We start from the raw sequence: 25,025 nt of genomic DNA, 5'->3' as shown, positions 1-25,025 counted from the left end.
ACGCTGCACTCCAGCGACGGTTAGAACATGACATCGATGTCAGTCGCAGCCGCCCCTGAAGGAGTGCTCGATGCGCAGAAGAATTGGTATATCAACTAAGGCCTTTGCCGGGTTGCTGGCGGTGGCGGTGGTCGGCGCCCTGCACGCGCCCGGTGCCGAGGCTGCTCCGGCCGGCGAGCAGACGGCGGGGTATCCCGGCAGCGCCGCGGCGCGCGCCACCACGTCGTACCAGGCACTGAACAAGTACTTCGCGGCCGGACCGGGGTTGCTGCTGGAGGAGTACCCGAACGAGCAGCAGAACCCGTACTCGTACGTCTGGCCGTACTCGCAGGGCGCGGTCGCGGCCGAGAACCTCGCGGGCATCCCCGGCTCGGGCCGGAAGGCGGCCGCGGAGGCGGAGCGCCGGCTGGACGGGTACGAGCCGTACTGGAACGCGGGCACGACGCCGAAGGGCTACGACTCCTACGTCCGGCCGCCGCTCGGTCAGGGAGGTGACAAGTTCTACGACGACAACGAGTGGATCGGCCTGAACCTGATCCAGCACTACCAGCGGACTGGTGACCGCTCGTCGCTGGCCCGGGCGAAGGAGATCTTCGCGCTCGTCGTGCACGGCTGGGACAACGACCCGGCGCACCCGTGCGCGGGCGGCGTCTACTGGACCCAGGCGCCGTGGAGCCAGGACCGCAACACGATCTCGAACGGTCCGGGCGCGGAGCTCGGCGCGCACCTGTTCCTGCTGACCAGGGACAAGTCGTACCTGACCTGGGCCCAGAAGATGTACGAGTGGGCGCGGACCTGCATGCTCGCGCCGAACGGCCTGTACTGGGACCACATCGACCTGGCCGGAACGGTCGAGAAGACCCAGTGGAGCTACAACCAGGGCGTGATGCTCGGCGCCGGAACCCTGCTGTACAAGGCGACCGGCCAGAAGCGGTACCTGAACGAGGCGAAGGCGCTGGCCAACGCGTCGCTGGCCTTCTACGGCAGCGAGGACCGGCTCTGGAAGCAGCCGACCCGCTTCAACGCGATCTGGTTCAAGAACCTGCTGATCCTGGACTCGGTCACCCACGACCCGCGCTACACCCAGGTGATGAAGGCCTACTCCGCTCGCGCCTGGTCCGAGGTCCGTGACCCCGCCACCGGCCTGTTCCACTTCGCCGACGGCCCGGTCCAGCTCCTCGAGCAAGCCGGCATGGTGCAAATCGATGCCCTGCTGGCCTGGCCCCGCGGCCGCTACGACAAGCTGGCCTGACGAAAACAGCCCCTGGGTCCGCCGTGCGGCGGACCCAGGGGCTGAGGTCTGTCCGGGGTCAGTTCTTCGACGCCGTGACGGCGGCGGTGATCTGGACCTCGGTGGCGGGCTTGCCGTCGCCGGGGCCGCCCTGGCCGGTCTCGCTCGGGGCGACACCGGCGTTGGCGACCTTGTCGATGGCCTTCAGGCCGTTGGCGTCGACCGTGCCGAAGGCCGTGTACGCCGGGTCGAGGCCGGAGCCGTCGCCGTACACGATGAAGAACTGGCTGCCGTTGGTGTTCGGGCCGGAGTTGGCCATCGCGAGCGTGCCGCGGCCGTACTTCAGCTCGGGGAAGACCTCGTCCTTGAAGCTGTAGCCCGGGCCGCCGCTGCCGCTCGCGCTCGGGTCGCCGCACTGCAGGACCTGCAGGCCCTCGCCGACGGTGAGCCGGTGGCAGATCGTGTTGTCGAAGTACTTCTGGTTGACCAGGCTGACGAAGCTGTTCACCGTGCAGGGCGCGAGCGCGCTGTCCAGGGTCAGCCCGAGGTCGCCGACGGTGGTCTTCAGCGTGACGTCCGTCGTACCGCTGGCCTTGACCTTGCCGTTGGCCGGCGCGTTCACCTTCTTCGCCGCCGGACCGCCCTTGGTGTACGTGCAGTCCACCTCGGCCGGCAGCGCGGTCGGCCGCTTCAGCGGCGCCGCGAGCGCGGTCGGGATCGACACCGGCTTGTTGCCCGGCGCGGCCTCCGTCGGCTGCGAGCTCGTCGGGGTGTCACCCGCGGCCGGGGTCTCCTTGCCGCTGGTGTTCGCGGCGATCAGGACGACACCGACGATGACCACCACCACGGACACGATCGCCGCGATCGTGATCCCGAGCATCCGCCGCTGCCTGGCCCGCTCGGCCGCCCGCTCCGCCTGCCGCTGCGCCTTGCGCGCGGCGAGCTGCTGCTCGTGGGTCTTCTTGGACATCGCACTCCTCACCTGGTACGGGCCAACGCTGCAGGGAACCTACAACCAAACCCTGAGAATCACCTGTCAACCGCGCGGGTCGTAGGCCTCGGGACCGCCGTTGGTGTTGAGGTAGAGGGAGTACAGGGAGGTCGTCGCGGTCAGGAACAGGCGGTTGCGCTTGGCGCCGCCGAAGCAGAGGTTGGAGACGATCTCGGGGACGAGCAGCTTGCCGAGGAGGGTGGCGTCGGGGTCGTAGACGTGGACGCCGTCGGCGGCCGCGCCCCAGATGCGGCCCGCGCTGTCGAGGCGGATGCCGTCGAAGGCGCCGTTGCCGCACTCGGCGAAGACCTCGCCGCCGGACAGCGCCGTACCGTCGTCGGTCACGTCGAAGACCCGGATGGTGGCCTCCTCGGTGTCGGAGACGTACAGCTTCGAGCCGTCGGCGGAGAAGACCAGCCCGTTCGGCCGGTTGAAGTCGTCGGCGACCTTGGTGATCGCGCCGTCCGGAGCGATCCGGTAGACGTGGCAGCCCTCGGTCTCGATCTCGGCGCGGTGACCCTCGTAGTCGCTGTCGATCCCGTACGCCGGGTCGGTGAACCAGACCGCACCGTCCGGCCGGACCACCAGGTCGTTCGGGCTGTTCAGCCGGTGCCCCTCGTAGCCGTCGGCGAGGACCCGGACGGACCCGTCGTGCTCGGTCCGGGTGACCCGGCGGTGGCCGTGCTCGCAGCTGACCAGGCGGCCCTCCTGGTCGCGGGTGTGCCCGTTGGTGTTGCCGGCCGGTTCCCGGTACGCCGAGACCTGGTACGACGTCTCGTCCCAGCGCAGGATCCGGTCGTTGGGGATGTCGCTGAACAGCACGTACCGGCCCTGCGGCGAGTAGACCGGCCCCTCCAGCCAGCGTCCGCCGGTCCACAGCCGCTCGAGGTGTTTGTCCCCGAGCGGACCGTTCCACCGATCGTCGAGCTTCTCCCAGACAGCGGGAACAGTTCCGGCCAGCGGCTCGAGCAGGGACATCCGCACTCCTCACGATCGGGTGACAGCGTGGTCACCCGAGATCGTACGGCGGTCAAAGCCGTGGTGTGACCCACACTCTCGCCTTCCGGCCGGTAACTTCGTCCTACACTCAGGCGACGCCCGAAGGGAGCTGCGCTGTGCCGAACAGCAACAAGATCACGAAGGTTCTGGTCGCCAACCGGGGCGAGATCGCCGTCCGGGTCGTGCGCGCCGCCGCCGACGCCGGGCTGGGCAGCGTCGCCGTGTACGCCGAACCGGACCGCGACGCGCTGTTCGTCCGGCTCGCCGACGAGGCGTACTCGCTGAACGGCGCCACGCCGGCCGACTCGTACCTGAACATCGCCAAGATCCTGGACGTCGCGGCCCGCTCCGGCGCGGACGCGGTGCACCCGGGCTACGGCTTCCTCGCCGAGAACGCCGAGTTCGCGCAGGCCGTGATCGACGCCGGCCTGATCTGGATCGGCCCGCCGCCGTCGGCGATCGACTCGCTCGGCGACAAGGTCAAGGCCCGGCACATCGCCGAGAAGGTCGGCGCCCCGCAGGTCCCCGGCACGCCGGACCCGGTGGCCGGCGCCGACGAGGTCGTCGCGTTCGCGCAAGAGTACGGGCTGCCGATCGCGATCAAGGCGGCGTACGGCGGTGGTGGCCGCGGGATGAAGGTCGCTCGCACGCTGGAGGAGATCCCGGAGCTGTTCGAGTCCGCGACCCGCGAGGCGATCAGCGCGTTCGGCCGTGGCGAGTGCTTCGTCGAGCGGTACCTGGACAAGCCCCGGCACGTCGAGACCCAGTGCCTGGCCGATGCCCATGGCAACGTTGTCGTGGTGTCGACCCGGGACTGCTCGCTGCAGCGCCGGTATCAGAAACTGGTCGAGGAGGCGCCCGCGCCGTTCCTCACCGACGCGCAGATGGAGACGCTGTACACGTCGTCCAAGGCGATCCTGCGCGAGGCCGGGTACGTCGGCGCCGGCACCTGCGAGTTCCTGGTCGGGCAGGACGGGCTGATCTCGTTCCTCGAGGTGAACACCCGGCTGCAGGTCGAGCACCCGGTCTCCGAGGAGGTCACCGGGCTGGACCTGGTCCGCGAGATGTTCCGGATCGCCGACGGCGAGGAGCTCGGGTACGACGACCCGGCCGTGTCCGGGCACTCGATCGAGTTCCGGATCAACGCCGAGGACGGCGGCCGCGGCTTCCTGCCGGCGCCGGGCACGCTGACCCGCTGGCACCCGCCGTCCGGACCGGGCGTCCGGCTCGACGGCGGGTACGACCAGGGCGAGACGGTCCCGGGGTCGTTCGACTCGCTGGTGGCCAAGCTGATCGTCACCGGGCGGGACCGCAAGCAGGCGCTGGAGCGCTCGCGGCGCGCGCTGAAGGAGTTCGTCGTCGAGGGCATGCCGACGGTGATCCCGTTCCACGCGACCGTCGTCAGCGACCCGGCCTTCGTCGGGGACGACGGCTTCAAGGTGCACACCCGCTGGATCGAGACCGAGTTCGACAACCAGCTGACGCCGTACGACGGCCCGGCCGGGACCGCCGACGACGGTGAGCGGGAGAAGGTCACCGTCGAGGTCGGCGGGAAGCGGCTCGAGGTCGTGCTGCCGGCCGGGCTCGGCGCTTCGGCGGCCGCGGCCGGTGCTGGTGCGGGCGCGAAGAAGAAGCCGGCCAAGCGGGCCGGCGGGAGCGGGAAGGCGGCCGCCTCCGGGGACTCGCTGACGTCGCCGATGCAGGGCACGATCGTCAAGATCGCCGTCGAGGAGGGCGCGACGGTGGCCGAGGGCGACCTGGTCGTCGTCCTGGAGGCGATGAAGATGGAGCAGCCGCTGAACGCGCACAAGGCGGGCACGATCACGGGGTTGTCCGCCGAGGTCGGCGCCACGGTCGCCGCCGGTGCGGCGATCTGCGAGATCAAGGACTGACCCGGCCGACGCCCACCACTGATCAACCCTGGTCCTGCCCCGTTCGTCGCGCTCGGCCGAGCGCGAACGTGGGAGCATCGGCGAGGTTGATCAGTGGTGGGCGTCGGTGTCTAGTCCGTGGTGACCTCGATGACCTCGTCGGAGGCCGGCGGATCGCAGGGGTGGGCCTGCCACACGGCGTGGGTGGGGTCCCAGCGGACCAGGAGCCAGCCGTCGTGCGGCGACGGGACGCGGACGGTGCCGAGGCGGGCGGCCATCGACGCGGTCATCGTCGACGGGAGCTGCAGGATCAGGCGGGCGTCGTCGTCGGCGATGGTGACCGTGCCCTTGGTGCGCAGCGCCGACTTCGCCTGCTTGCGGTGCCGGCGGGAGAGCTTGTCGCGGATCTTGCCGTACACGTCCTCGCCGGCCTTGGTGGCCATCGCCTGCACGAACGGCAGCAGGGCCGAGCCCGCGAGCGCGCCGAGCAGCAGCTCGACGGCTCCGCGCAGATCTGCCTCGCTGGGCTCCGGGTCGGCCGCTTCTCCGGCGGTACGACGGGACGCTGCGTCGTCTTCGGGTTCGGTCACGGAGTTCATCTTCCCCTGTCAGGCACCGGCGTGGACGAACGGCGCCCACACGGCCGGACGGTTCGGGTACGTCGTACGGACTGCTTGGACGGCGGTGTGCAGGGCGACCGCCGGGTCCTGGGTCTGCACCGCCGAGTAGTACTGGCCGGCGACCGTCCGGGCGGTCTGGTCGCCGACGGACCAGAGGGTGCCGATCACGTGCCGGAAGCCGGCCATCTGGAACGCGCCGGTGATGTGCAGCGCCTCGTCGGTGAGGTCGCCGCGGGAGATGCTCGTGTCGCAGGCCGACAGGTAGGCGGTCTCCGCGTCGTCGAGTCTGAGCCGGGCGAGGTCCGCGACGGTGAGTGGATCGGACTGGTGGTGGTGCAGCAGGAGTTGGCTGGTCGCGGCGCCGTCGGCCGCGCTGACCGCGTGACAGGCGAAGTGGACCGATCGGTGCTGCGGCAGGGCGTCCAGGACGCGCTGCCTGGTCGCTTGATCGTCGGTGAGGATGCGCGCGGCGGGGAACCGGCTGCTCAGCTCGGCTGTCTCGTCGCGGACGCGCGGAAGCGGCGGTGTACCGGGTGCTGCGGGGACGCTCACGATCAGCGGTGCTTGGTCGGAGCCTCGGCCGGTACGGCGGGCGTCGGCGAGGCTGCGGACGGTCGGCACGTACGAGGAGATGACGAGGTCGAGAACGCTCGGGCCATCGGGCGATCCTGCGGCGTGCAAGGGCAGAGTGGTGAGTGGGCCGGTGGGAATCCACCACACACGGGCCGGACGGTCCAGAGCATCGAGGACTGGTTGAGTGACTGCTTTCCCCAACCAGGTCAGGGTTTTCTGGACCTCTTCGTCGTCCCTGCTCAAGATCGCCGTACGGAACGCTTCGGCTCGGTCGGTCAGGTCGGCGAAATGCAGTTCGGGGAGTTCGACCAGCTGAACGGTGCCGTCGGCGAGGATCAGCGCGTCGCAGCGCAGGACGCTGGTGTTGACGATCACGACCGGGCCTTCAGCACCGGCGATCGCCAGGAGTTCGTCGATCTTCGGTGGGCGGAGGAAGTCCTCGAAGCCGCTCTGGTGACGGATCGTGTCGATCAGCTGGTCCCACTCGTCGGCGAGAGCGTGCCGGTCCTCGCCGGACAGCGTCGGCTCGTCGGTCTGTGCGGTGAGGAATACCGCGCCCTCCGGCCGGTCGAGCGCCGTCCGCAGGTGCTCGAAACGGGCGGCGAGCTCGGGGTGGCGTTCGTGCAGGTCCGTCACCTCGGTGCGGGCGTCGAGTGCCTGACCGAGCAGTACGCCGCGGCCGGTTTCCAGGAGCTCGACCGCGCGGTCCGGCCGGCCGAGAGCGATCTCGCAGGCGGCGGCGTGGCCGGCCAGGCCGGTGAAGCCGGCCAGTTCGTGCTCGCGGTCGGCGTACGGGAGTCGGCGTGGCGCGGTCTGGGGGAGCAGCTCGACGGCGAGGCCGAGCGACTCGGAGGCTCCGGCGACGTCGGTGTTGTTGCTTTGGGCAAGCAAGCTGAAGGCGGTCAGGGTGGCCGCCTCGATCCGGCTGTGGACCGTCGCGGTCTGGTCGGCCGCGAGTTGCCGGAGGACTGCTAGGGCAGCGGCTCCGGCCTTGCGGTCGTTGGTGAGTTCGCTCTGGAACGCCAGCGCGGCGCCGTGGGAGAGCAGAGCGTCCGAACGCCGGTAACCGCTCGGGCCCGCGGCCACGGCTTCCGCCGTTGCCGAGACGAACTCGTCGAGCTGACGACGTTGTTTGGAAAGGCCGAACCGCCGAGTGAGACGTTTGGTTGGCTTGGGGGTACGCCGGAGGTCGGCGTTCAACAGACCTGAACCGCGAACGACCTGGGCCTGCTTGATGCCGGTCAGCACCGACAGGCGTTCGACTCGGTTCGGATGGCCTGGTGGGGTCGCGGCGAGGGCTTGCTCGGCGCGGGTGGTCGCCTCATCGAGGTCCGCGGGGCTGTGCGTCGCGTGGTACCGGGTGATCAGCAGCACGGCGAGGTTGGACTGGAAGCGGGGATGCAGCAGCCGGTCCGGCGGGGTCGCGGCCAGGGTCGCGCGGGCCAGGTCGATCGCGCGGTCGAGGACGGCCGGGTCGCGCGTGCGGCTCGACAGGTACTGACGGCGCAGGGCCTCGGCGAGGTTCGCTCCGGCGAAGGCGCGGGCGTCGCTGCGTGGACGGGCGGAGTCGAGCGCTTCCTGGAAGACCTCGATCGCCTCGGCGAGTGCGGACGAGTCGCCGAGCTGGTGGTGCCGGGACAGCAGACCTTCGCCGAGGTTGGACAGCCGGTTCGGCCGTCGTTGGTCGTCCACGTCAGTTGCCGCCAGCGCGGCGCGCACCGCGGCGATCGATTCCGCCAGGTCCTGCTCGGCCCCGGTCAGACGCCAGCGGAAGCGCAGTGCGCCCGCGAGATTGGACTGGAACGCGGGGATCAGCCGGTCGATGGAGGACAACCCCGCGCCGTGGTCCAGCGCCGCCGATGCCTGCCGGAACGCGTCGATCGCCTGATCCAGGACCTCGACCTGCGCGGACCGCTCGGCGCGTGACCACAGCGCGGTCCCCAGACCGTTCAGCGCCGCGCTCCGGGTGTCCGCCTCGTCGGCCAGCCCGAGTGCCTCCTCGAAGGCGGCGACCGCGGCGTCCAGGTCGGCGACGTTCCCACCGGTCTCGTACGCCGCGTGCAACCGCTCGGCCTCGGTCAGCGCCGAGGTCACCAGCATCCGCCGGAAGTACGCGTCGCCGGGAAGGTCACTCATCGGCCGGCCTCCCGCTGAGGTGTCCGACCGGGCCCTGCACCGGCGGCCCCACGTGATCGTCGGCCGCACCTCGGTCGCAACCTCACGCCCGGTGGTCCATGCAGTCGGCGGAGGTGTGCGGATCCCCGTGGCCGACGTGCACCTCGGCCATCCAGGCCGGGCCGCCGAGCATCAGCGGCATCAGGCCGAACGGCATCTCCACCGCCGGCGATCGCCCGAACGCCGGGCAGGGCAGCATGCCGTTGCGAAGCGTCGACTCGTACTCGTAGTTGATCCGCTCGACCCTCTCGTCGTCGAGCGGCAGCGCGACCGCCAACCGGTCGACCGCGATCAGCACCGCGCAGTGCGGGCACGCGTCGCCGGCCACGTCACCGCCGGTGATCCGGTACTGCGTCTTGCGGTCCCCGCTCGGTGCCTCCCACTTGATCGACACCGTGCCGCCCGCCTCGTACATCAGGTACAGGTGGGTCAGGTCACGCTTGGCCGCGATCCCGGCGGCCATCGCGTCCGCGAGCCCCCACTTGTTCACTTTCTTCGGTCCGAACACCTGCACTCCCCAGCGGTGCAGCGACCGGCCGTCCCCCGCGGCACGGGGGACGGCCGGTCGCGAAACGGTCAGAAGTTCTTCTTCACCTGGTCGATGATCGTGAACACCGCCAGCGCCCCGAACGCCAGGAAGGCGAAGGCCAGGACGGCGGTGCGCACCGCGCTGATCCGGATCGGCGCGGGCAGGGCCCGCGAGTTCATCCACCACAGCAGGCCGGAGTACACGAACATCATCGTGCCCGCCGTACAGGCCGAGATCACCAGCAGCACCAGCGGCTGGTCCAGCCCGGCCAGCAGCACGATGATGCCGAAGGCAACCAGGCCCCAGACCAGCCAGAAGTACAGCTTGGACTCGGTCACCGTGGACTCGCGCAGGTACCGGGCCTTGATCATGTCCGAGGCCAGCCGCGAGGTGTAGTCGACGATGCCGGCCGCGGCCGCGAACAGGCTGAACGCGCCGATCGCCCAGAACAGGTAGCCGAACCAGCCACCGACCGCCGACTGCAGGTTGACGCCCTCGATCTTCAGGAAGCTGATGTTGTTCTTGACCGACGAGTCGCCGAACAAGGTGGCGTGCGCCAGCATCGAGGTGAACAGGATCGTCAGCACGGTGATCAGCACGAAGGTCAGCAGCTGCTCGAGGTTGGCGAACTTCCACCAGCGCTTCCAGCGGGCCAGGTTCTCGTCGTTCGGCGGGAACGTGTAGCCGTTGGCGTGCGGGTCGGCCTGCTTCTCACCGGTCACCGGCGACGTCAGGCGCGGCACGTGGACGCCCATCCCGAAGCCCTTGTCTCGGATCCAGTTGCTCTGGCACAGGTTCTGCCCGCCGCCGGCCCCGGCGTACGCGATGGCCCCCATCATCAGCGCGAAGCCGAGCTGGTCGACCGGGAACTCCGGCGCGGTGACGGCGTCGCCGAGCGCGTTGTAGGTCTTGGCGCGGATCGCGAAGATCAGCGCCAGTACGACGAGCAGTGCGACCGCCGCGATCTTCACGAAGATCAGCCGTTCCAGCATCACGTAGACCACCGGCGCGAGGGTCAGGATCAGACCGATCACGACCAGGATGCCGATCGCGATCCAGCGCGGGTCGCCGGCGCCGAACAGGTACGTCAGCATCGACGCCGAGCTCGTGGCCCAGCCGGGCCAGAGATTCGCGAAGTACGTCATGATCGCGAAGAACAGGCCCCAGTGCTTGCCGTAGCGGTTGAAGCCGGTCAACGCGGTCTCACCAGTGGCCAGCGTGTACCGCTCGATCTCCATGTTCAGGAACCACTGGATCCCGACCCCGACGACGGCGCCCCACAGGAAGACCAGGCCGACCTGTGAGGAGATGTAGGGCCAGAGGATGAACTCGCCGGAGGCCAGTCCGACCCCGGCGCCGACCATGCCCGGGCCGACGATCCGCCAGGTGTTCGACGGCGGGTCCGGCAGGTCCCGGACCTGCGGCGCGGGCAGGTTCTTGGTGGGCAGGTTGAAGCGGTGTGGTGTTGACGTGGTGTCTGCCATGGGCTCCTCGCTCCCGGTCGACCCCCGTTCATCCGGACAGTAGCGAAGGTTGGGCGCACGAGCGACCCGACACCGCCGAGCGGTCCGATCGCGTCGGCGAGCGGTTGCCCGGGACGGGTCAGGGCCGTCCGGTGCCCGGTACGCCGACCCGCTGCGTGAGCACTCGGCCGCCGCGCGGACCGTTGGTGAGCCGGGCGAGGTTGTCGGCGATCGGCTCGTCCACGTGCCAGTCCGCGGTGAGGACGAACAGCGTACGGCGGTCGGCGCCACCGAGCGCCAGCGCGAACGGCGCCCGGTGCTCGTCCAGCTCGATCCGCTCGAGCACCTCGCCTCCTTCGGCCACCCGGACGACGGCCGAGTCGCCGGTGGACACCCAGATCGCACCGTCGACGTCGGTGCAGATCCCGTCCGGACCGAGGCCCTCGGCAAACACCCGGCGATTCCCCAGCCCGCCGTCCGCGGCGATGTCGAACGCCGTCAGCCGCCCCGCGAACGACTCGGAGATCACCAGCGTCTTCTCGTCCGGCAGGATCACCATCCCGTTCGGGAACTGGATGTCGTCGGCAACCTCCCGCACGTCACCCTCCGGAGTCACCAGCTTGATGTACCCCGGCTTCGGCGCCTCTCCACCGGCGAAGTCGAAGTCGGCGCCGTTCAGGTAGGCGTTGCCGAGCGTGTCCACGACGAGCTCGTTCCCGTGCTGCTCCGCCAGCACGGAGAAGGTCCCGTCGGGGTCCAACCGCCGCAGCTTGTCACCCGTCGTGAGCAGACTCCCGTCCGGCAGCCAGTCGATCGACCAGCCCATCAACTGCTCACTCGGCGTGGGCATCGTCTCCACGCTCCCGTCCAGCCCGACCGCGACGATCTCCTGCGCGATCCAGTTCGCGAACCACAACCGCCCGTCGTGCCACCGCGGAGACTCCGGAATCCCCAGCCCGTCCAGCAGGACCTCCATGACCGCCACCTCGTTCCGTAGGTTTTACCCCTACACGAACGGCGACGGCCCGGATCGACAGTCAGCCCCGCAGCATCTCCAGCGCCTTGGCGATCCGCCGTGCGCGGGTCTCGGGCTTCTTCGCGTCGAGTACGGCGTTGACGTGCTCGCGGCGGTGCGAGTAGCTGAGGCGCCGCCGAGGGCGGTGAGCACCTCGGCGGGGATCTCGACGTACGCGCCGCCGCCTCCGGCGTCCTGGATCACTGCCTCGAAGGTCTCCATGCGATCAAGCGTGGTCCGGCTGCTCGGCCTTGGAAAGCTTGCTTGGCCACCAGATCTTCGGGCCGATGTCGTGGGACAGGGCCGGGACGAGGAGGGAGCGGACCACGGTGGTGTCGAGGAGGACGCCGAAGGCGACCATGAAGGCGATCTGGACCAGGAACAGGATCGGGAGGACGGCCAGGGCGGAGAAGGTGGCGGCGAGGACGACGCCGGCTGAGGTGATGACGCCGCCGGTGACGGCCAGGCCGATCAGGATCCCCGGTCTGGTGCCTTGCTCGATCGACTCCTCCCGGACCCTCGTCATCAGGAAGATCGAATAGTCGATGCCCAGGGCCACCAGGAAGACGAAGGCGTAGAGCGGGATCGACGGGTCGGCGCCGGGGAAGTCGAAGACGTGGTTGAAGAACAGCGCGCTGACGCCGACGGTCGCGCCGAACGACAGCACGTTGCAGATCACTAGCAGCAGCGCGGCCGCGATCGAGCGGAGCAGCAGCATCAGGACGACGAAAATGACGCCCAGGATGGTCGGGATGATCACCCGCAGGTCCCGCTTGCTGGAGTCCAGGACGTCGAGGTTGATCGCCGTGTTGCCGCCGACCAGGATGTCCGGGCTGACCGTGTCCAGCTCGGTGCGCAGGTGCTCGACCACCTTGGTCGCCTCGGGGGAGTCCGCGGCCACCTTCAGCGTCGCCTGGACCAGGACCTTGCCCTCGACAACCTTCGGCGGTACGCCGGGCGCCACCGACGCCGAGGCGTTCGCGACGCCGTCGACCTTCGTCGCGGTTTCCACGACCTTGGCCGCCTGGCTCTCCGGCGTGAGGATCTGCACCGGCGTACCGGCGCCGGCGTCGAAGTGCTTGGCCAGTTCCTCCTGCCCAGTGACCGACTCGACCTTGTCCAGGAACAGTTCCTCCTGCGAGATGCCCGAGGCCTTGAACGTCGGCAGGAACGCCCCGCAGATCAGCAGCGCCAGCGCGCTCACTGCCCACACCTTGCGCGGGCTGCGCCCGACCATGCCGGAGACGCGGCCCCACAGCTTGCGCCCGCCGACCTGGTCGCGGGCGTGCACGTGGTCGACCCGCGGGATCGACGGCCAGAAGATCCGCCGGCCGAAGGCGAGCAGCAGCGCGGGCAGGAACGTCATCGCGGAGATCAGCGCGCCGGCGATGCCGATGGCACCGACCGGGCCGAGGCCCTTGGTGCTGCCGAGCTCGGACAGCAGCAGGCAGAGCAGGCCGAGGATGACGGTCGCGGCGCTGGCGGCGATCGGCTCGATCGAGGCCCGCCAGGCGACCTTCATCGCGTCGTACTTGTTCTCGAAGTCGTGCAGCTCTTCCTTGTACCGCGAGACCAGCAGCAGCGAGTAGTCGGTCGCGGCGCCGACGACGAGGATGAACAGGATGCCCTGGCTCTGGCCGTTCAGCTCGATTACGTCGGCCTTGGCCAGCGGGTACACGACCAGCGCGGCCAGCGCGAGACCGAAGACCGCGGTCAGCAGTACGGCGATCGGCAGCACCGGGCTGCGGTAGACGATCAGCAGGATGACGAAGACGACCGCCAGCGCGACGCCGAGCAGGATCCCGTCGATCCCGCCGAACGCCACCACGAAGTCGGCGAACACGCCACCCGGCCCGGTCACGTAGACCTGCAGGCCGGTCGGGGTCAGCGACTCCTTGATCTCGGCGCGCATCTTGTCGGCGACCGCGAACAGCACGGTCTCGCCTTCCTTGACCACCTCATCGGCCTGGTCGCCGTTCAGCTCGACGGTGACCAGCAGCGCCTTCTTGTCCTCCGACGGGATCACCGTCTTGACCGGCGCGGCCAGGTACTCGCCGATGGTCTTGCCGTTGCCGAGGTCAAGCTTCGGGACCTCGCCCAGGAACGCGTTGGTCTTGGCCAGGTCCTCCGGCGTGATCCCGCTGTCGCGCTCGATCAGCACGAAGTACGGGAGCGCCTTGGAGTCGACGAACTTGGCGGCCTGGTTGGAGACCAGCGTCGACTCGGCCTGCTTGGGCAGGAAGTTCGCGTTGTCGTTCTCCTGCACCTCGCTCAGCTTGCCGACCGTCGGACCGCCGAGCGAACCGACCAGCAGCCAGGCCACCAGTACGGCGGCGATCGCCGCCCGCCAGATCCACCGGCCCCCCTTGCGCGGCGCTGCGTGCTCGGCCTGATGTCCGGTGCTGTCCTGCTGGTTCACCGTGGTCCCCTCGTCGGTCTGCCGCCCGGCTGTTGACCGGCACAGTACCCAGCGAAGGGAGCCGAAACGGAAGGCACTCGCCGTGACATCTCCCACCCGCCGCCTGGCTCCTGACGACCGTCTTCTCTCACCACCCGCCGGGCGGTGTGCGGAGGCCGTTTCGGCGGCGTAACAACGAGATGACCGCATGGAAACACCCCGGTCATAGCGTCCTGGCCTAATCAGTGAGGTCGGATGATCGGAGACGAACGATGACGCTCGAGGCACGACCGGACACGGTCACCGTGCGCGAAGGCGCGGGTGCGGTGGGTACTGTCGAGGCGCCGCGGCGTGGGCGCTGGATCGACGTCTGGGACCCCGAGGACGGTGCGTTCTGGGCCGAGAAGGGCCGCCGGGTCGCCCGGCGCAACCTGTGGCCGTCGATCTTCGCCGAGTTCCTGGGCTTCTCGGTCTGGCAGCTGTGGAGCATCGTGGTCGTCTCGCTGCCGGCCGCCGGGTTCGGCTACAGCACCGACCAGATGTTCTGGCTGGTCGCCCTGCCGAGCGTGGTCGGCGCGACGCTGCGGCTGCCGTACACGTTCGCCGTCCCGAAGTTCGGCGGGCGGAACTGGACGATCGTGTCCGCGCTTCTGCTGCTGGTCCCGACCTGCGGCCTGGCGTTCTTCGTGAGCCGTCCGGACACACCGTTCTGGGTGATGGTCCTGGTCGCGGCGACCGCGGGCGCGGGTGGCGGCAACTTCGCCAGCTCGATGACCAACATCTCCTTCTTCTTCCCCGAACGCGACAAGGGCTTCGCGCTCGGCCTGAACGCCGCCGGCGGCAACCTCGGCGTCGCGGTCGTCCAGCTCGTCGTACCGGCCGTGATCGTGATCGGCGCCGGTCTCTCGCTGGAGCGGGCCGGCCTGATCTGGCTGCCGCTGATCGCGCTGGCCGCGATCCTGGCCTGGCGGGTGATGGACAATCTGTCCGCGGCGACCTCGTCGTTCCGGGCCTCGATCACGGCGGCGAAGCGGCCGCACACCTGGGTGATCTCGTTCCTCTACATCGGGACGTTCGGGTCGTTCATCGGCTTCTCGGCGGCGTTCCCGCTGCTGATCAAGACCACCTTCCCCGACATCGCCGGCGTGCAGCTCGCGTTCCTCGGCGCGCTGGTCGGCTCGGTCTCGCGCCCGTTCGGCGGCAAGCTGGCCGACTTGGTCGGCGGTGCCTGGGTGACGGTCTGCGCGTTCGTGGTGATGGGCGTCGGCATCCTGTCGGCGATCGTCTCGCTCAACGCCGGCAGCTTCGCCGGGTTCCTGATCAGCTTCCTGGTGCTGTTCGTGGCCAGCGGCGCGGGCAACGGTTCGACGTACCGGATGATTCCGGCGGTGTTCCGCTCGACGACGCGCGACCTGGACGGCGGTGTCGACCTGGTCCGGGCCCGGCGCGAGGCGGCGGCCTGCATCGGCATCGCCTCGGCCGTGGGCGCGTACGGCGGGTTCCTGGTGCCGCGCGGCTTCGCGATGTCGAGCGGTGCCTACGGGTCGCTGGTGCCGGCGCTGTACTGCTTCTGCGGCTTCTACGTCGTCTGCCTGCTGGTCACGTACTTCTGCTACCTGCGCAAGGGCGGACCGCTCAGCGGGGTGCGCGTGTGACGGCCACCCACTGCCCGTACTGCGCTCTGCAGTGCGCGATGACCCTGTCGCCTTCCCCGGTGGTTGTCACGCCGCGGGAGTTCCCGACCAACCGTGGCGGGCTGTGCCGGAAGGGCTGGACCTCCGCGGCGGTGCTGACCGTGCCGGACCGCCTGACGGCTCCGCTGGTGCGGGACGCCGACGGCGTCCTGGTGGAGACGACCTGGGACCACGCTCTGGACGTCGTCGCCGACCGGATCAAGGCGCTGCAGGCGTCGTACGGCAACGACTCGGTGGCTGTGTTCGGTGGTGGCGGGCTGACGAACGAGAAGGCGTACGCGCTGGGCAAGTTCGCCCGGGTGGCGCTGCGAACGGCGAACGTGGACTACAACGGCCGGTTCTGCATGTCGTCGGCGGCCGCGGCGACGAACCGCTCGTTCGGGGTCGACCGGGGGCTGCCGTTCCCGCTGACGGATCTTGGTGGTGCGCAGGCGATCCTGCTGGTCGGAAGCAATCTGGCCGAGACGATGCCGCCGGCTGTCGCGCATCTGGCGGCAGCGCGCGACGCGGGTGGGCTTCTGGTCGTCGACCCGCGTCGCTCGGCCACTGCGCAGCTGGGCCTTCACCTGCAGGCCACGCCGGGCAGCGACCTGGCGCTGGTGCTCGCACTGACTCATGTGGTGCTGCAGGAGGGGCTGGCGGACACGGAGTACCTGGCCGCCCGGACTGACGACCCTGATGCGCTGTACCGGTCGACGGCGGCCTGGTGGCCCGAGCGGGCTGAGCGGGTGACCGGCGTACCGGCTGGAGTGATCCGGCAGGCTGCGCGGGTGCTGGCGGCGGCTGCGCCGGTGCACGGCGGTGCTGGGGCCTTCGTACTCACGGGTCGTGGGGCTGAGCAGCACAGCAAGGGCACCGACACGGTCACGGCCTGCATCAACCTGGCGCTCGCGCTCGGACTGCCTGGGCGGGTTGGTAGCGGCTACGGCTGCATCACCGGCCAGGGCAACGGGCAGGGCGGGCGGGAGCACGGGCAGAAGGCGGATCAGCTGCCGGGCTACCGGAGCATTGCCGACCCTGCGGCTCGGGCGCACGTCGCCGGAGTGTGGGGCGTTGAGCCGGACTCGTTGCCGGGGCCGGGCAAGAGCGCTGTCGAGCTGATCAACGCGTTGGGGACAGCTGGTGGGCCGCGGGCGCTGATGGTGCACGGGAGCAACCTGCTGGTGTCCGCGCCGCGGCTGGCCTCGGTGCGGGAGCGGCTGGACTCCCTGGACCTGCTGGTGGTTGCCGACGTCGTACCGTCCGAGACGGCTTTGATTGCGGACGTGGTGTTCCCGGTGACGCAGTGGGCCGAGGAAGACGGCACGATGACGTCGCTGGAAGGGCGGGTACTGCGGAGGCGCGCCGCGGTGGCGCCGCCTGGTGACGCGCGGAGCGACCTGGCGATCTTCGCCGGGCTGGCGGAGCGGTTGGGGTGCTCGGCGGCGTTCTCGGTGTCGCCTGAGGAGGTGTTCGAGGAGCTGCGGCTGGCGAGTGCTGGTGGGATCGCGGACTACTCGGGGATCTCGTGGGCGCGGCTGGACGCCGGCGAGGCGTTGTACTGGCCGGTGCCGGCAGCGGATCACCCGGGGACGCCGCGGTTGTTCGCCGACTCCTTCGGTACGCCGGACGGCCGGGCTCGGGTGATCGCCGTAGAGCACCAGGCGGTTGCGGATGATCTGCGGTCGGATGCGCCGCTGTACTTGGTGACCGGCCGGCTGCTGGAGCACTACCAGAGTGGTGCGCAGACGCGGCGCGTGCCGGAGCTGCTGGAGGCGGAGCCGGAGGTGTTCGCCGAGATCCATCCTCGGGTGGCGGCTTCGCTCGGCGTTGCCGATGGCGGGCTGCTGCGGCTGCGGACCGCGCGTGGGTCGTTGGTGTGCCCGGCGCGGGTGACCGGGGACGTGCGGCCGGACACGATCTTCGTGCCGTTCCACTTCCCGGGTGTCAACGAGCTGACCAACGACGCGCTCGACCCGATCTCGCGGATGCCGGAGTTCAAGGCGTGCGCGGTCGAGGCGACGGCCGTCGTACGGGCTGAGGTGTCGGCATGAAGATCGTCATCATCGGTGCGGGCATGGCCGGAACCCGGCTGGCGGAGCTGCTCGGCGCCCACGAGGTCACGGTGCTGGGTGACGAGCCGTACTACCAGCGGCACCGGCTGACCGAGTACGTCGCTGGTCGGGCGCCGGAACCCCTTGTGGACGGATCGTTCCTGGCCGCTGTGAGTGTTGACCGCCGGGCTCGAGTGGTGGTCGACAGCGCCGGTGGCGAGCACGGGTACGACCACCTCGTGTTTGCGACGGGTGCTGCTCCCGCTGAAGCGAGTGGGCTGGTGCTGCGCACCGTCGGTGATGCTCGGCGAGTCGTCGAGGCGGCGGCCGGTGCTCGGCGGGTGGTGGTGCTGGGCGGCGGCGTGCTCGGAGTCGAGACGGCGTGCGCCCTGCGGAAGCGCGGGATCGCGGTGACGCTCGTGCACGACGGCGAGACGTTGCTCGACAACCGGGTGCGGGCGACGGCCGGGCGGCAGATCACGCGGATGGTGCGGCGGCTCGGCATCGAGGTGGTGCTGCAGGCGCGGGTGCAAAAGACCGAGACCCGGGACGACGGGCGGTTCCGGGCGCTGCATCTCGCCAGCGGGCAGACGGTGTTCGGCGACCTGCTGGTGAGTGCTGGTGGCGTTCGGCCGCGGGTCGAGCTCGCTGCGGGCCTGGCGATCGGGGTGGCGGGCGGGATTGCCGTCGACGCTTCGCTGACCACGGCGGACCCGCGGGTGCACGCGATCGGGGACTGCGCCGAGATCGACGGAGTGGTCAGCGGGACGGTCGGCGCGGCGTGGGACCAGGCCGAGGTTCTGGCGGATCTGCTGAACGAACGGCCGGTCCGCGACCTGGCGCCGGAGGTCCTTCGGCTGACGGCCGGCGGGCTGGACGTGATGGTGCTCGGCGACCGCGAGGCCGAGGGGCACGTCGTACGGCTGGCTGATGGTGAGCGGTACGTGCGGGCCGTGCTGGTCGACGGTGTCGTGCGGGCGGCCGTTGCGGTGAACGCGCCGGAGGTGGCCGCCGAGCTGGTGCTGCTGGCGGACCGGCGGACCGCGGTGGTCCCGGAGATGTTGCTGGGAGCAACGGAAGCGCCGAAGCAGGCGAAGCCGGTGTGCCGGTGCAACGGAGTGACGCGCTCCGTGATCGAAGCGGCGTGGAAGGCCGGTGCCGACAGTGTCGACGGCATCGCGGCACAGACCAGAGCGACCACCGGGTGCGGCAGTTGCACCGGCGCGGTGGGTGAACTTCTCGAGCGGTTTCGGCGCGGTGAGTCCGATCCCGTCCCGACCAGGAGGGCAACGATGACAGAGCTCGGCAAGGCGAAACACCTGGTGGTCGTCGGTGGCGGCATGGTCGCGCACCGGCTGGTCGAGGCGCTGCGGTCGCGCGACACCGGCGTCGAGTGGCGGATCACGGTCCTCGCCGAGGAACCCCGGCTGCCGTACGACCGGGTCGCGCTGACCAGCTACTTCTCCGGGCGCGATCCGCACGACCTGAGCCTGGGCGAGCCGGAGCTCTGGGACGATCCGGCCGTCACGTTGCGCAAGGGCGTGGCCGTCGTGGCCCTGGACGTCGAGGCGAAGACGGTCCGTACGACGCGCGACGAGGTGATCGCGTACGACGAGCTGGTGCTGGCGACGGGGTCGAGCGCGTTCGTGCCGCCGGTGAAGAACAGCGACGCGCAGGGCTGCTTCGTGTACCGCACGATCGACGACGTCGCCGCGCTGCGCGTGTACGTCGAACGCCTGCGGACGGAGCGCAAGGAGGTCCACGGAGTAGTGGTCGGCGGCGGTCTGCTGGGCCTGGAAGCGGCCGGCGCGCTGCGTGCTCTGGGCGCTTCGACCGAGGTGGTCGAGTTCGCGCCGCGGTTGATGCCGCTGCAGGTCGACGAGGGTGGCGGTAGCGCGCTGGCCCGGCTGATTCGTGGGCTTGACGTCGGCGTACGCACCTCGACCCAGACGACTCGGGTCAAGCTCACCTCGCAGGGGTCGGCGCGGGCGATGGCCGTTGCCGACGGCCCGGATCTGCCGGCGGACGTGGTGGTCTTTGCCACCGGTGTGCGGCCGCGGGACGAGCTGGCCCGCGCGGCGGGGCTGGCAGTCGGTGAGCGCGGCGGTGTCGTGGTCGACGACTCCTGCCGTACGTCGGTGCCGGGCGTCTGGGCGATCGGTGAGGTCGCGTGCATCGAGGGTCGCGTCTGGGGCCTGGTCGCCCCGGGGTACGCGATGGCCGAGATCGTGGCCGACCGGCTGCTCGGCGGCGCGGCGACGTTCCCGGGCGCGGACTCGTCGACCAAGCTGAAGCTGCTCGGCGTCGACGTGGCCAGCTTCGGCGACGCGTTCGGCGCGACCGAGGGCGCGCTCGACATCGTGTACGCCGACCCGGTCGCGGGCGTGTACAAGAAGCTCGTGCTGTCCGACGACGCGCGCACGCTGCTTGGTGGGATCCTGGTCGGCGACGCCTCGGCGTACGCCGCGCTACGCCCGATGGTCGGCCGCGAGCTCGGCACCGACCCGGCGTCGTACCTGCTGCCCGAGGGTGCGCAGCCGGTCAAGCTGGAGCTGCCGGACGACGCGCCGGTCTGCTCCTGCAACAACGTTGCCGCCGGCACCATTCGGTGCGCGGTGCGGGACGAGGGGTGTGGTGATCTCAAGTCGCTCTGCTCTCGCACGAAGGCCGGGACGAGCTGTGGATCGTGTCTGCCGATCGTGAAGAACCTGCTCAACGCCGAGCTCGCCGCGGCCGGTGTCGAGGTGAGCAAGGCGCTCTGCGAGCACTTCGCGCTGTCGCGGGCCGAGCTGTTCGACGTGGTCCGGGTGACCGGGCTGCGCACATTCAGCGAGATCGTCGAGCGGCACGGGTCCGGGCGCGGCTGCGACATCTGCAAGCCGGTGGTCGCGTCGATCCTGGCCAGCCTGGACCCAGGCGGCCACGTGCTCGAGGGTGAGCGCGCGACGCTGCAGGACACCAACGACCACGTGATGGCCAACATCCAGAAGGACGGCACGTACTCGGTCGTCCCGCGGATCCCCGGCGGCGAGGTGACGCCGGAGGGACTGATCGCGATCGGTGAGGTGGCCCGCGACTTCGGGCTCTACACCAAGATCACCGGCGGCCAGCGGGTCGACCTGTTCGGCGCGCGGATCGAGCAGCTGCCGGCGATCTGGGCGCGGCTCGTGGACGCCGGGTTCGAGTCCGGTCACGCCTACGGCAAGGCGTTGCGGACGGTGAAGTCGTGCGTCGGCTCGACGTGGTGCCGGTACGGCGTCCAGGACTCGGTCGGGATGGCCATCGCGCTGGAGCTGCGGTACCGCGGGCTGCGGTCGCCGCACAAGCTCAAGCTCGGCGTCTCCGGGTGCGCGCGGGAGTGCGCCGAGGCGCGCGGCAAGGACGTCGGCGTGATCGCGACCGAGTCCGGCTGGAACCTGTACGTCGGCGGCAACGGCGGCATGACGCCGCGGCACGCGCAGCTGCTCGCGTCCGACCTGACCGACGAGCAGTTGCTGCAGGCCATCGACCGGTTCCTGATGTACTACATCCGCACCGGCGACCGGCTGCAGCGGACCGCCGTCTGGATCAACGAGATCGACGGCGGGCTGGAGCACGTGCGCGACGTCGTACTGAACGACAGCCTGGGGATCGCGGCCGATCTCGACGCCGCGATGGCCGCGCACGTCGACTCCTACGTCGACGAGTGGCGGGCGACGCTGGACGACCCGGCCAAGCTGGCGCGGTTCGTGTCGTTCGTGAACGCGCCGGACCAGCCGGACGCCGACCTGCGGTACGTCGTGGAGCGCAGTCAGCCGCGGCCGGCGACGGCCGACGAACGCGGAACGCTGGAACCGGTCCTGCTGGCCGGTCCCCGATTGGAGGTACGCCGATGACCACCCTCACCACCGTGGCCGTGTGCGCCTACGAGGCGCTGCTGCCCGAGCGCGGCGTCGCTGCCCTCGTCGGCGACCGGCAGGTCGCGCTGTTCCGGACCTACGCCGGCGACGTGTACGCGCTGAGCAACACCGACCCGTTCAGCGGGGCGAACGTCCTGTCGCGGGGCATCGTCGGGAGCCGGGGTGACGTGCCGACGGTGGCGTCGCCGATGTTCAAGCAGGTCTTCGACCTGCGGACCGGGGAGTGTCTGGACGATCCGGCGGTGGCCGTGGCGGCGTACGCGGTGGAGGTGGTGGACGGGCAGGTGCTGGTCAGTTTGGACGCGACCGGGCTGGGGGTTGGTGCGCAGGAGCCGCGCGGTGAGCCTCAGCCTGCGCTGCTCGGCGATCCCGGCCGCGGTGGTCCCGGTGAAGGCTAAGCCGGGGCCGCTCAGCGGCTGCACGATCGCGGTCACGGCGCACCGGCGGGCCGACGACCTGATCGCGTCGTTCGAACGGCGCGGCGCGAAGGTGCTGCACGCGCCGACGCTGCAGATCGTGCCCGCGCCGGACGACCAGGCCCTGATCGAGGCGACCCGGCGGGTGATCGCGAACCCGCCGGACGACGTCGTGGTGACCACCGCGGTGGGATTTCGCGGCTGGGTCGAGGCGGCCGACACGGCCGGGTTGGCGGCTGATCTGCTCGGGACGTTGGAGCAGTCGCGGTTGTTGGCGCGCGGCCCGAAGGCGCGTGGGGCGATCCGGGCCGCTGGGTTGGTGGAGCACTGGTCGGCCCGGTCGGAAACCACGGCCGAGGTGGTCGAGTGGTTGCGCGACCAGGGCGTGGGTGGGCGGAAGATCGTCGTACAGCTGCATGGATTGTCGGACCCCGGACTGCAGGATGCGCTGCGGCAGGCCGGGGCGTCCGTGCGTGGGCTGGAGGTGTATCGCTGGGGGCCGGCGCCGGATCCCGCGGTGGTCGAGCGGGTGATCGGGCAGATCATCGGCGGAGCTGTTGATGCTGTGGTGCACACGTCGGCTCCTGCTGCGCAGGCGATGCTGGATGCTGCGGCGTTGCATGGGCAGTACGACGCTTTGGTGGCTGTGCTGCGTACTGGGAGGGTTTTGAATGCTTGTGTCGGGCCGGTGACTGCCGGGCCGTTTGCTGCTTTGGGCTTGGATCCGTTGGTGCCTGATCGGTATCGATTGGGTGCTTTGATTCGTAGCGTCACCGATCGGCTCACCGACGACAACGCTCGGTCGATCGAGACGGCGTTCGGGCAGTTGGTGATCCGGGGTGGTGCCGCTGTGCTGGATGGGGTGGTGCTGCCGCTCGGGCCGGGGCCGCGGGCTGTGTTGTCGGCGTTGGTCGATGCCGGGGGTGACGTGGTTTCCCGTCCTGAGTTGCTGGCTGTGCTCCCGGGGGCCGAGGACGTTCACGCGGTGGAGGTCACGGTCAATCGGTTGCGGACTGCGGTTGGGCGTCCTGAGCTGGTCCGGACTGTCGTACGGCGTGGCTACCGCTTGGCGGTCGAGTCGGCGGCGGTCGCGACATGAATCGTCTTCTCTCCTTGGAGGTTCGCCGATGACCGACCTCGTCGCGGCAGCACATGGCACCGCCGACCCGCGGGGGATCCAGGTGATCCACGCGCTGACCCGGGAGATCGCGCGTCAGCGTCCCTCGGTGCCGGTCTCGTTGGGTTTCGTCGATGTCGACACGCCCGCACTTCCGGCGCTGGTCGAGCGAGTGGTTGCCGATAGCAATCATGCGGTGATCGTGCCGCTGCTGCTGAGCTCGGGGTACCACGTGACCACCGACATCCAAGGTGAAGCCCGCCGGCGGCCGGACCAGGTCACCGCGGCGGATCCGTTGGGGCCGCATCCGGTTCTTGCTCAGATCCTGGCCGACCGGCTTGCCGAAAGTCTTGTCGCTGGGGTGGATGGCGTCGACAGTGTCGTACTGGCGGCGGCTGGGTCCTCGGACCGCCGAGCCCTGCTCGACTGCTCGAGCGTTGCCGCGGAGTTGTCCGCGGTGATCGACCGGCCGGTCGAGGTCGGTTACGTCTCCGGCGCCGGCGAGCGGCTGCCCGCCGTACTGGCTCGGACGACCGGTCGGGTCGCCGTTGCCACGTACTTGCTGGCGCCCGGTTTCTTCGCCGACCGAGTCGCCGCAGTCGCTGCCCGAGCCGGCGCGACCGCGAGTGCACCCCTCGGCGCCGACCCGCGCCTGGCCGCGCTGGCTCTGCACCGGTACGACGTGGCGCTCCGGACGGCAACGCTCACTGTCTGACCGAGGGCCTACTGTTTGCCCGTGGGGATCTTCGACAGGTTCAAGCGCCGCGCGAACACCGCGGAAGAACAGCGCGTCATACTGCCTGAAGCGGCGGCGTCTGCTGACGCTGAGCAGCAGATTGCTGACCTGCGGGAGCAGGTCGAGCTCTGGGTGCGCCCCGGCTTCCTCAGCCGCGCCGAGGTGCTGGAGTACGCCGGCGACTTCCGTGACGACGACCAGGTCCCGCTGGACGACGAGCAGCTGGCACAACTCGTCGAGGACGTCTGGCAGGCCCGCCTCGCCGAGCAGGCCTCCTGGCCGGCGTACACGGACGCCGACCGCGTCGCCGCCGCCTTCGCCGAGTTGGACGCGAACGGCGTGGTCGCGCGGATGAACTTCACCTGCTGCCAGAACTGCGGCGTCACCGAGATCGACGACGAGCGCCCCACCGACCGCCCGTCGACCGGCTACGTGTTCTTCCACCAGCAAGACGCCGAGCGCCTCGCGGACGAGCCGGCCCAGCTCTACCTGGCCTACGGCACCCTCGACCCCGAGCAGGGCCGAGTAGCCGAACAGGACCAAGCCATCGGCGAGCAGATCCGCGCCGCCCTCCTCGCCCAAGACCTCCCGGTCGAGTGGAGCGGCTCCTCCACCCAACGCATCTCGGTAGGCCCCCTCACCTGGCACCGCCGGCTGCCCTAGTCATTGGTCGGTACGAGCAACATCAGGTCGGTGGACCGGCGACTGGATAGCGTCGGGTTGTGAAGTACTGCTGCGACTACGCCTACTCGTGCCCGCAGCGCGACGCGGTCGCGTGCTACGCGCACGGCGGGTCCGACCCCTGCTGCGACGACGAGCAGGCGCACGAGTGCCTGCGGGACATGTACGGCACCGAGGACGGGTTGACGTTCGGCGACGGGTTCTTCTGCCGGCGGTGCGGAAACTACGAGTTGACCGGCCTGAAGCACGAGGCCGCCAAGGAGCCTGGGTTCCCACGGAAGTATCCGCCGGGCTGGTCAGCCGAGGCCGCAAAGGCGGGGCCGGTCGTGTTCCTGGTCGAGGACGTGTTCGACTTTGCCTTTCGAGGCGGAGTGCTCGTGGCGGGACGCCTGTACGGCGGAGTGGTTGCGGCGGGCGCGACGCTGTTCACCTACGACCGGCGACCGGTGCGCGTGATGTCGCTCGAGCTGATCCGCGGGAAGACCGACGACGCCGTGACGCTGCTGGTGGAGCGCGCCGAGGACCTGCGCGTCGTACCGAAGATGTACCTGCACGGCTGATCAGGCGCCGCGCAGGTTCTGCAG

18 protein-coding genes and 1 pseudogene are annotated in these 25,025 nt (G+C 70.2%); 10 read left to right on the top strand and 9 right to left on the bottom strand.

Annotated features, from left to right (window positions below; translation table 11 throughout):
- The first annotated feature begins 70 nt into the window (after positions 1-70).
- Positions 71-1,252: a glycoside hydrolase family 76 protein gene (locus ABD235_RS16545; RefSeq protein ID WP_344175023.1), complete on the top strand. Its 1,182-nt coding sequence runs from the start codon at positions 71-73 to the stop codon at positions 1,250-1,252.
- A 58-nt stretch (positions 1,253-1,310) separates the two neighbouring features.
- On the opposite strand, the gene ABD235_RS16540 is transcribed toward ABD235_RS16545, so the two are convergent.
- Entirely contained in the window at positions 1,311-2,201 is an 891-nt protein-coding gene (locus tag ABD235_RS16540) for a peptidylprolyl isomerase (protein WP_344175022.1), read from the bottom strand.
- 66 nt (positions 2,202-2,267) lie between these two features.
- Positions 2,268-3,200, bottom strand: coding sequence for an SMP-30/gluconolactonase/LRE family protein (locus ABD235_RS16535; protein ID WP_344175021.1), 933 nt, complete (start codon positions 3,198-3,200; stop codon positions 2,268-2,270).
- 137 nt (positions 3,201-3,337) lie between these two features.
- On the opposite strand from ABD235_RS16535, the gene ABD235_RS16530 reads away from it, so the two are divergent.
- Positions 3,338-5,113 carry an acetyl/propionyl/methylcrotonyl-CoA carboxylase subunit alpha gene (locus ABD235_RS16530; protein WP_344175020.1) on the top strand — a complete coding sequence of 592 codons (1,776 nt, stop codon included), beginning with the start codon at positions 3,338-3,340 and terminating at the stop codon, positions 5,111-5,113.
- 110 nt (positions 5,114-5,223) lie between these two features.
- On the opposite strand, the gene ABD235_RS16525 is transcribed toward ABD235_RS16530, so the two are convergent.
- The 7 genes and pseudogenes from ABD235_RS16525 to ABD235_RS16495 form a co-directional block, all read right to left on the bottom strand.
- A complete protein-coding gene (locus ABD235_RS16525; RefSeq protein WP_344175019.1) occupies positions 5,224-5,682 on the bottom strand; it encodes a hypothetical protein in 459 nt (152 codons plus the stop codon).
- Between the two features lie 18 nt (positions 5,683-5,700).
- A complete protein-coding gene (locus tag ABD235_RS16520; RefSeq protein ID WP_344175018.1) occupies positions 5,701-8,421 on the bottom strand; it encodes a CHAT domain-containing protein in 2,721 nt (906 codons plus the stop codon).
- A gap of 82 nt (positions 8,422-8,503) precedes the next feature.
- Positions 8,504-8,968, bottom strand: coding sequence for a hypothetical protein (locus tag ABD235_RS16515; RefSeq protein ID WP_344175017.1), 465 nt, complete (start codon positions 8,966-8,968; stop codon positions 8,504-8,506).
- Between the two features lie 68 nt (positions 8,969-9,036).
- Positions 9,037-10,473 (bottom strand): Nramp family divalent metal transporter, encoded by a 1,437-nt coding sequence (locus ABD235_RS16510; RefSeq protein WP_344175016.1) that lies wholly within the window; start codon positions 10,471-10,473, stop codon positions 9,037-9,039.
- 118 nt (positions 10,474-10,591) lie between these two features.
- Positions 10,592-11,428, bottom strand: coding sequence for an SMP-30/gluconolactonase/LRE family protein (locus ABD235_RS16505; protein WP_344175015.1), 837 nt, complete (start codon positions 11,426-11,428; stop codon positions 10,592-10,594).
- A gap of 61 nt (positions 11,429-11,489) precedes the next feature.
- A pseudogene (locus ABD235_RS16500) lies at positions 11,490-11,552 on the bottom strand (YdeI/OmpD-associated family protein); the annotation flags it as partial.
- Between the two features lie 141 nt (positions 11,553-11,693).
- On the bottom strand, positions 11,694-13,886 hold the full coding sequence (locus ABD235_RS16495; RefSeq protein ID WP_344175014.1) for an MMPL family transporter: 2,193 nt from the start codon (positions 13,884-13,886) through the stop codon (positions 11,694-11,696).
- A 251-nt stretch (positions 13,887-14,137) separates the two neighbouring features.
- Between ABD235_RS16495 and ABD235_RS16490 the strand changes: the two genes are divergently transcribed.
- The 8 genes from ABD235_RS16490 to ABD235_RS16455 are packed head-to-tail and all read left to right on the top strand — an operon-like array spanning position 14,138 to position 25,001.
- Positions 14,138-15,520 carry an MFS transporter gene (locus ABD235_RS16490; RefSeq protein WP_344175013.1) on the top strand — a complete coding sequence of 461 codons (1,383 nt, stop codon included), beginning with the start codon at positions 14,138-14,140 and terminating at the stop codon, positions 15,518-15,520.
- Complete coding sequence (locus ABD235_RS16485; RefSeq protein ID WP_344175012.1) at positions 15,517-17,592, top strand: molybdopterin oxidoreductase family protein; 2,076 nt, start codon at positions 15,517-15,519, stop codon at positions 17,590-17,592. Before ABD235_RS16490 ends, ABD235_RS16485 begins: the two co-directional genes overlap by 4 nt.
- The gene (gene nirB / locus ABD235_RS16480; RefSeq protein ID WP_344175011.1) at positions 17,589-21,467 is read left to right on the top strand and encodes a nitrite reductase large subunit NirB; all 3,879 of its coding nucleotides are present in this window, start codon (positions 17,589-17,591) and stop codon (positions 21,465-21,467) included. Before ABD235_RS16485 ends, nirB begins: the two co-directional genes overlap by 4 nt.
- Positions 21,464-21,889, top strand: coding sequence for a nitrite reductase small subunit NirD (gene nirD, locus ABD235_RS16475; protein WP_344175010.1), 426 nt, complete (start codon positions 21,464-21,466; stop codon positions 21,887-21,889). The genes nirB and nirD overlap by 4 nt, the downstream gene beginning before the upstream one ends.
- Positions 21,831-23,006, top strand: a complete 1,176-nt coding sequence (locus tag ABD235_RS16470; protein ID WP_344175009.1) for a uroporphyrinogen-III synthase — start codon at positions 21,831-21,833, stop codon at positions 23,004-23,006. Before nirD ends, ABD235_RS16470 begins: the two co-directional genes overlap by 59 nt.
- A gap of 28 nt (positions 23,007-23,034) precedes the next feature.
- Positions 23,035-23,739 carry a sirohydrochlorin chelatase gene (locus tag ABD235_RS16465; RefSeq protein WP_344175008.1) on the top strand — a complete coding sequence of 235 codons (705 nt, stop codon included), beginning with the start codon at positions 23,035-23,037 and terminating at the stop codon, positions 23,737-23,739.
- A 21-nt stretch (positions 23,740-23,760) separates the two neighbouring features.
- Complete coding sequence (locus ABD235_RS16460) at positions 23,761-24,423, top strand: DUF6891 domain-containing protein (RefSeq protein WP_344175007.1); 663 nt, start codon at positions 23,761-23,763, stop codon at positions 24,421-24,423.
- A gap of 59 nt (positions 24,424-24,482) precedes the next feature.
- Entirely contained in the window at positions 24,483-25,001 is a 519-nt protein-coding gene (locus ABD235_RS16455) for a hypothetical protein (RefSeq protein ID WP_344175006.1), read from the top strand.
- The last annotated feature ends 24 nt before the right edge of the window (positions 25,002-25,025 follow it).

The organism is Kribbella lupini (genome assembly GCF_039529595.1).
Classification (GTDB): domain Bacteria; phylum Actinomycetota; class Actinomycetes; order Propionibacteriales; family Kribbellaceae; genus Kribbella; species Kribbella lupini.
The sequence above is the reverse complement of the archived record's forward strand: the minus strand, read 5'-3'. Positions and strand labels throughout refer to the sequence as shown.

Bases quoted from the DNA above. Each gene is read 5' to 3' on its own strand.
- ABD235_RS16545 (WP_344175023.1), top strand. From the start codon at position 71: ATGCGCAGAAGAATTGGTATATCAACTAAGGCCTTTGCCGGGTTGCTG.
- ABD235_RS16540 (WP_344175022.1), bottom strand. From the start codon at position 2,201: ATGTCCAAGAAGACCCACGAGCAGCAGCTCGCCGCGCGCAAGGCGCAG.
- ABD235_RS16535 (WP_344175021.1), bottom strand. From the start codon at position 3,200: ATGTCCCTGCTCGAGCCGCTGGCCGGAACTGTTCCCGCTGTCTGGGAG.
- ABD235_RS16520 (WP_344175018.1), bottom strand. From the start codon at position 8,421: ATGAGTGACCTTCCCGGCGACGCGTACTTCCGGCGGATGCTGGTGACC.
- ABD235_RS16510 (WP_344175016.1), bottom strand. From the start codon at position 10,473: ATGGCAGACACCACGTCAACACCACACCGCTTCAACCTGCCCACCAAG.
- ABD235_RS16505 (WP_344175015.1), bottom strand. From the start codon at position 11,428: ATGGAGGTCCTGCTGGACGGGCTGGGGATTCCGGAGTCTCCGCGGTGG.
- ABD235_RS16490 (WP_344175013.1), top strand. From the start codon at position 14,138: ATGACGCTCGAGGCACGACCGGACACGGTCACCGTGCGCGAAGGCGCG.
- nirB (WP_344175011.1), top strand. From the start codon at position 17,589: ATGAAGATCGTCATCATCGGTGCGGGCATGGCCGGAACCCGGCTGGCG.
- nirD (WP_344175010.1), top strand. From the start codon at position 21,464: ATGACCACCCTCACCACCGTGGCCGTGTGCGCCTACGAGGCGCTGCTG.
- ABD235_RS16465 (WP_344175008.1), top strand. From the start codon at position 23,035: ATGACCGACCTCGTCGCGGCAGCACATGGCACCGCCGACCCGCGGGGG.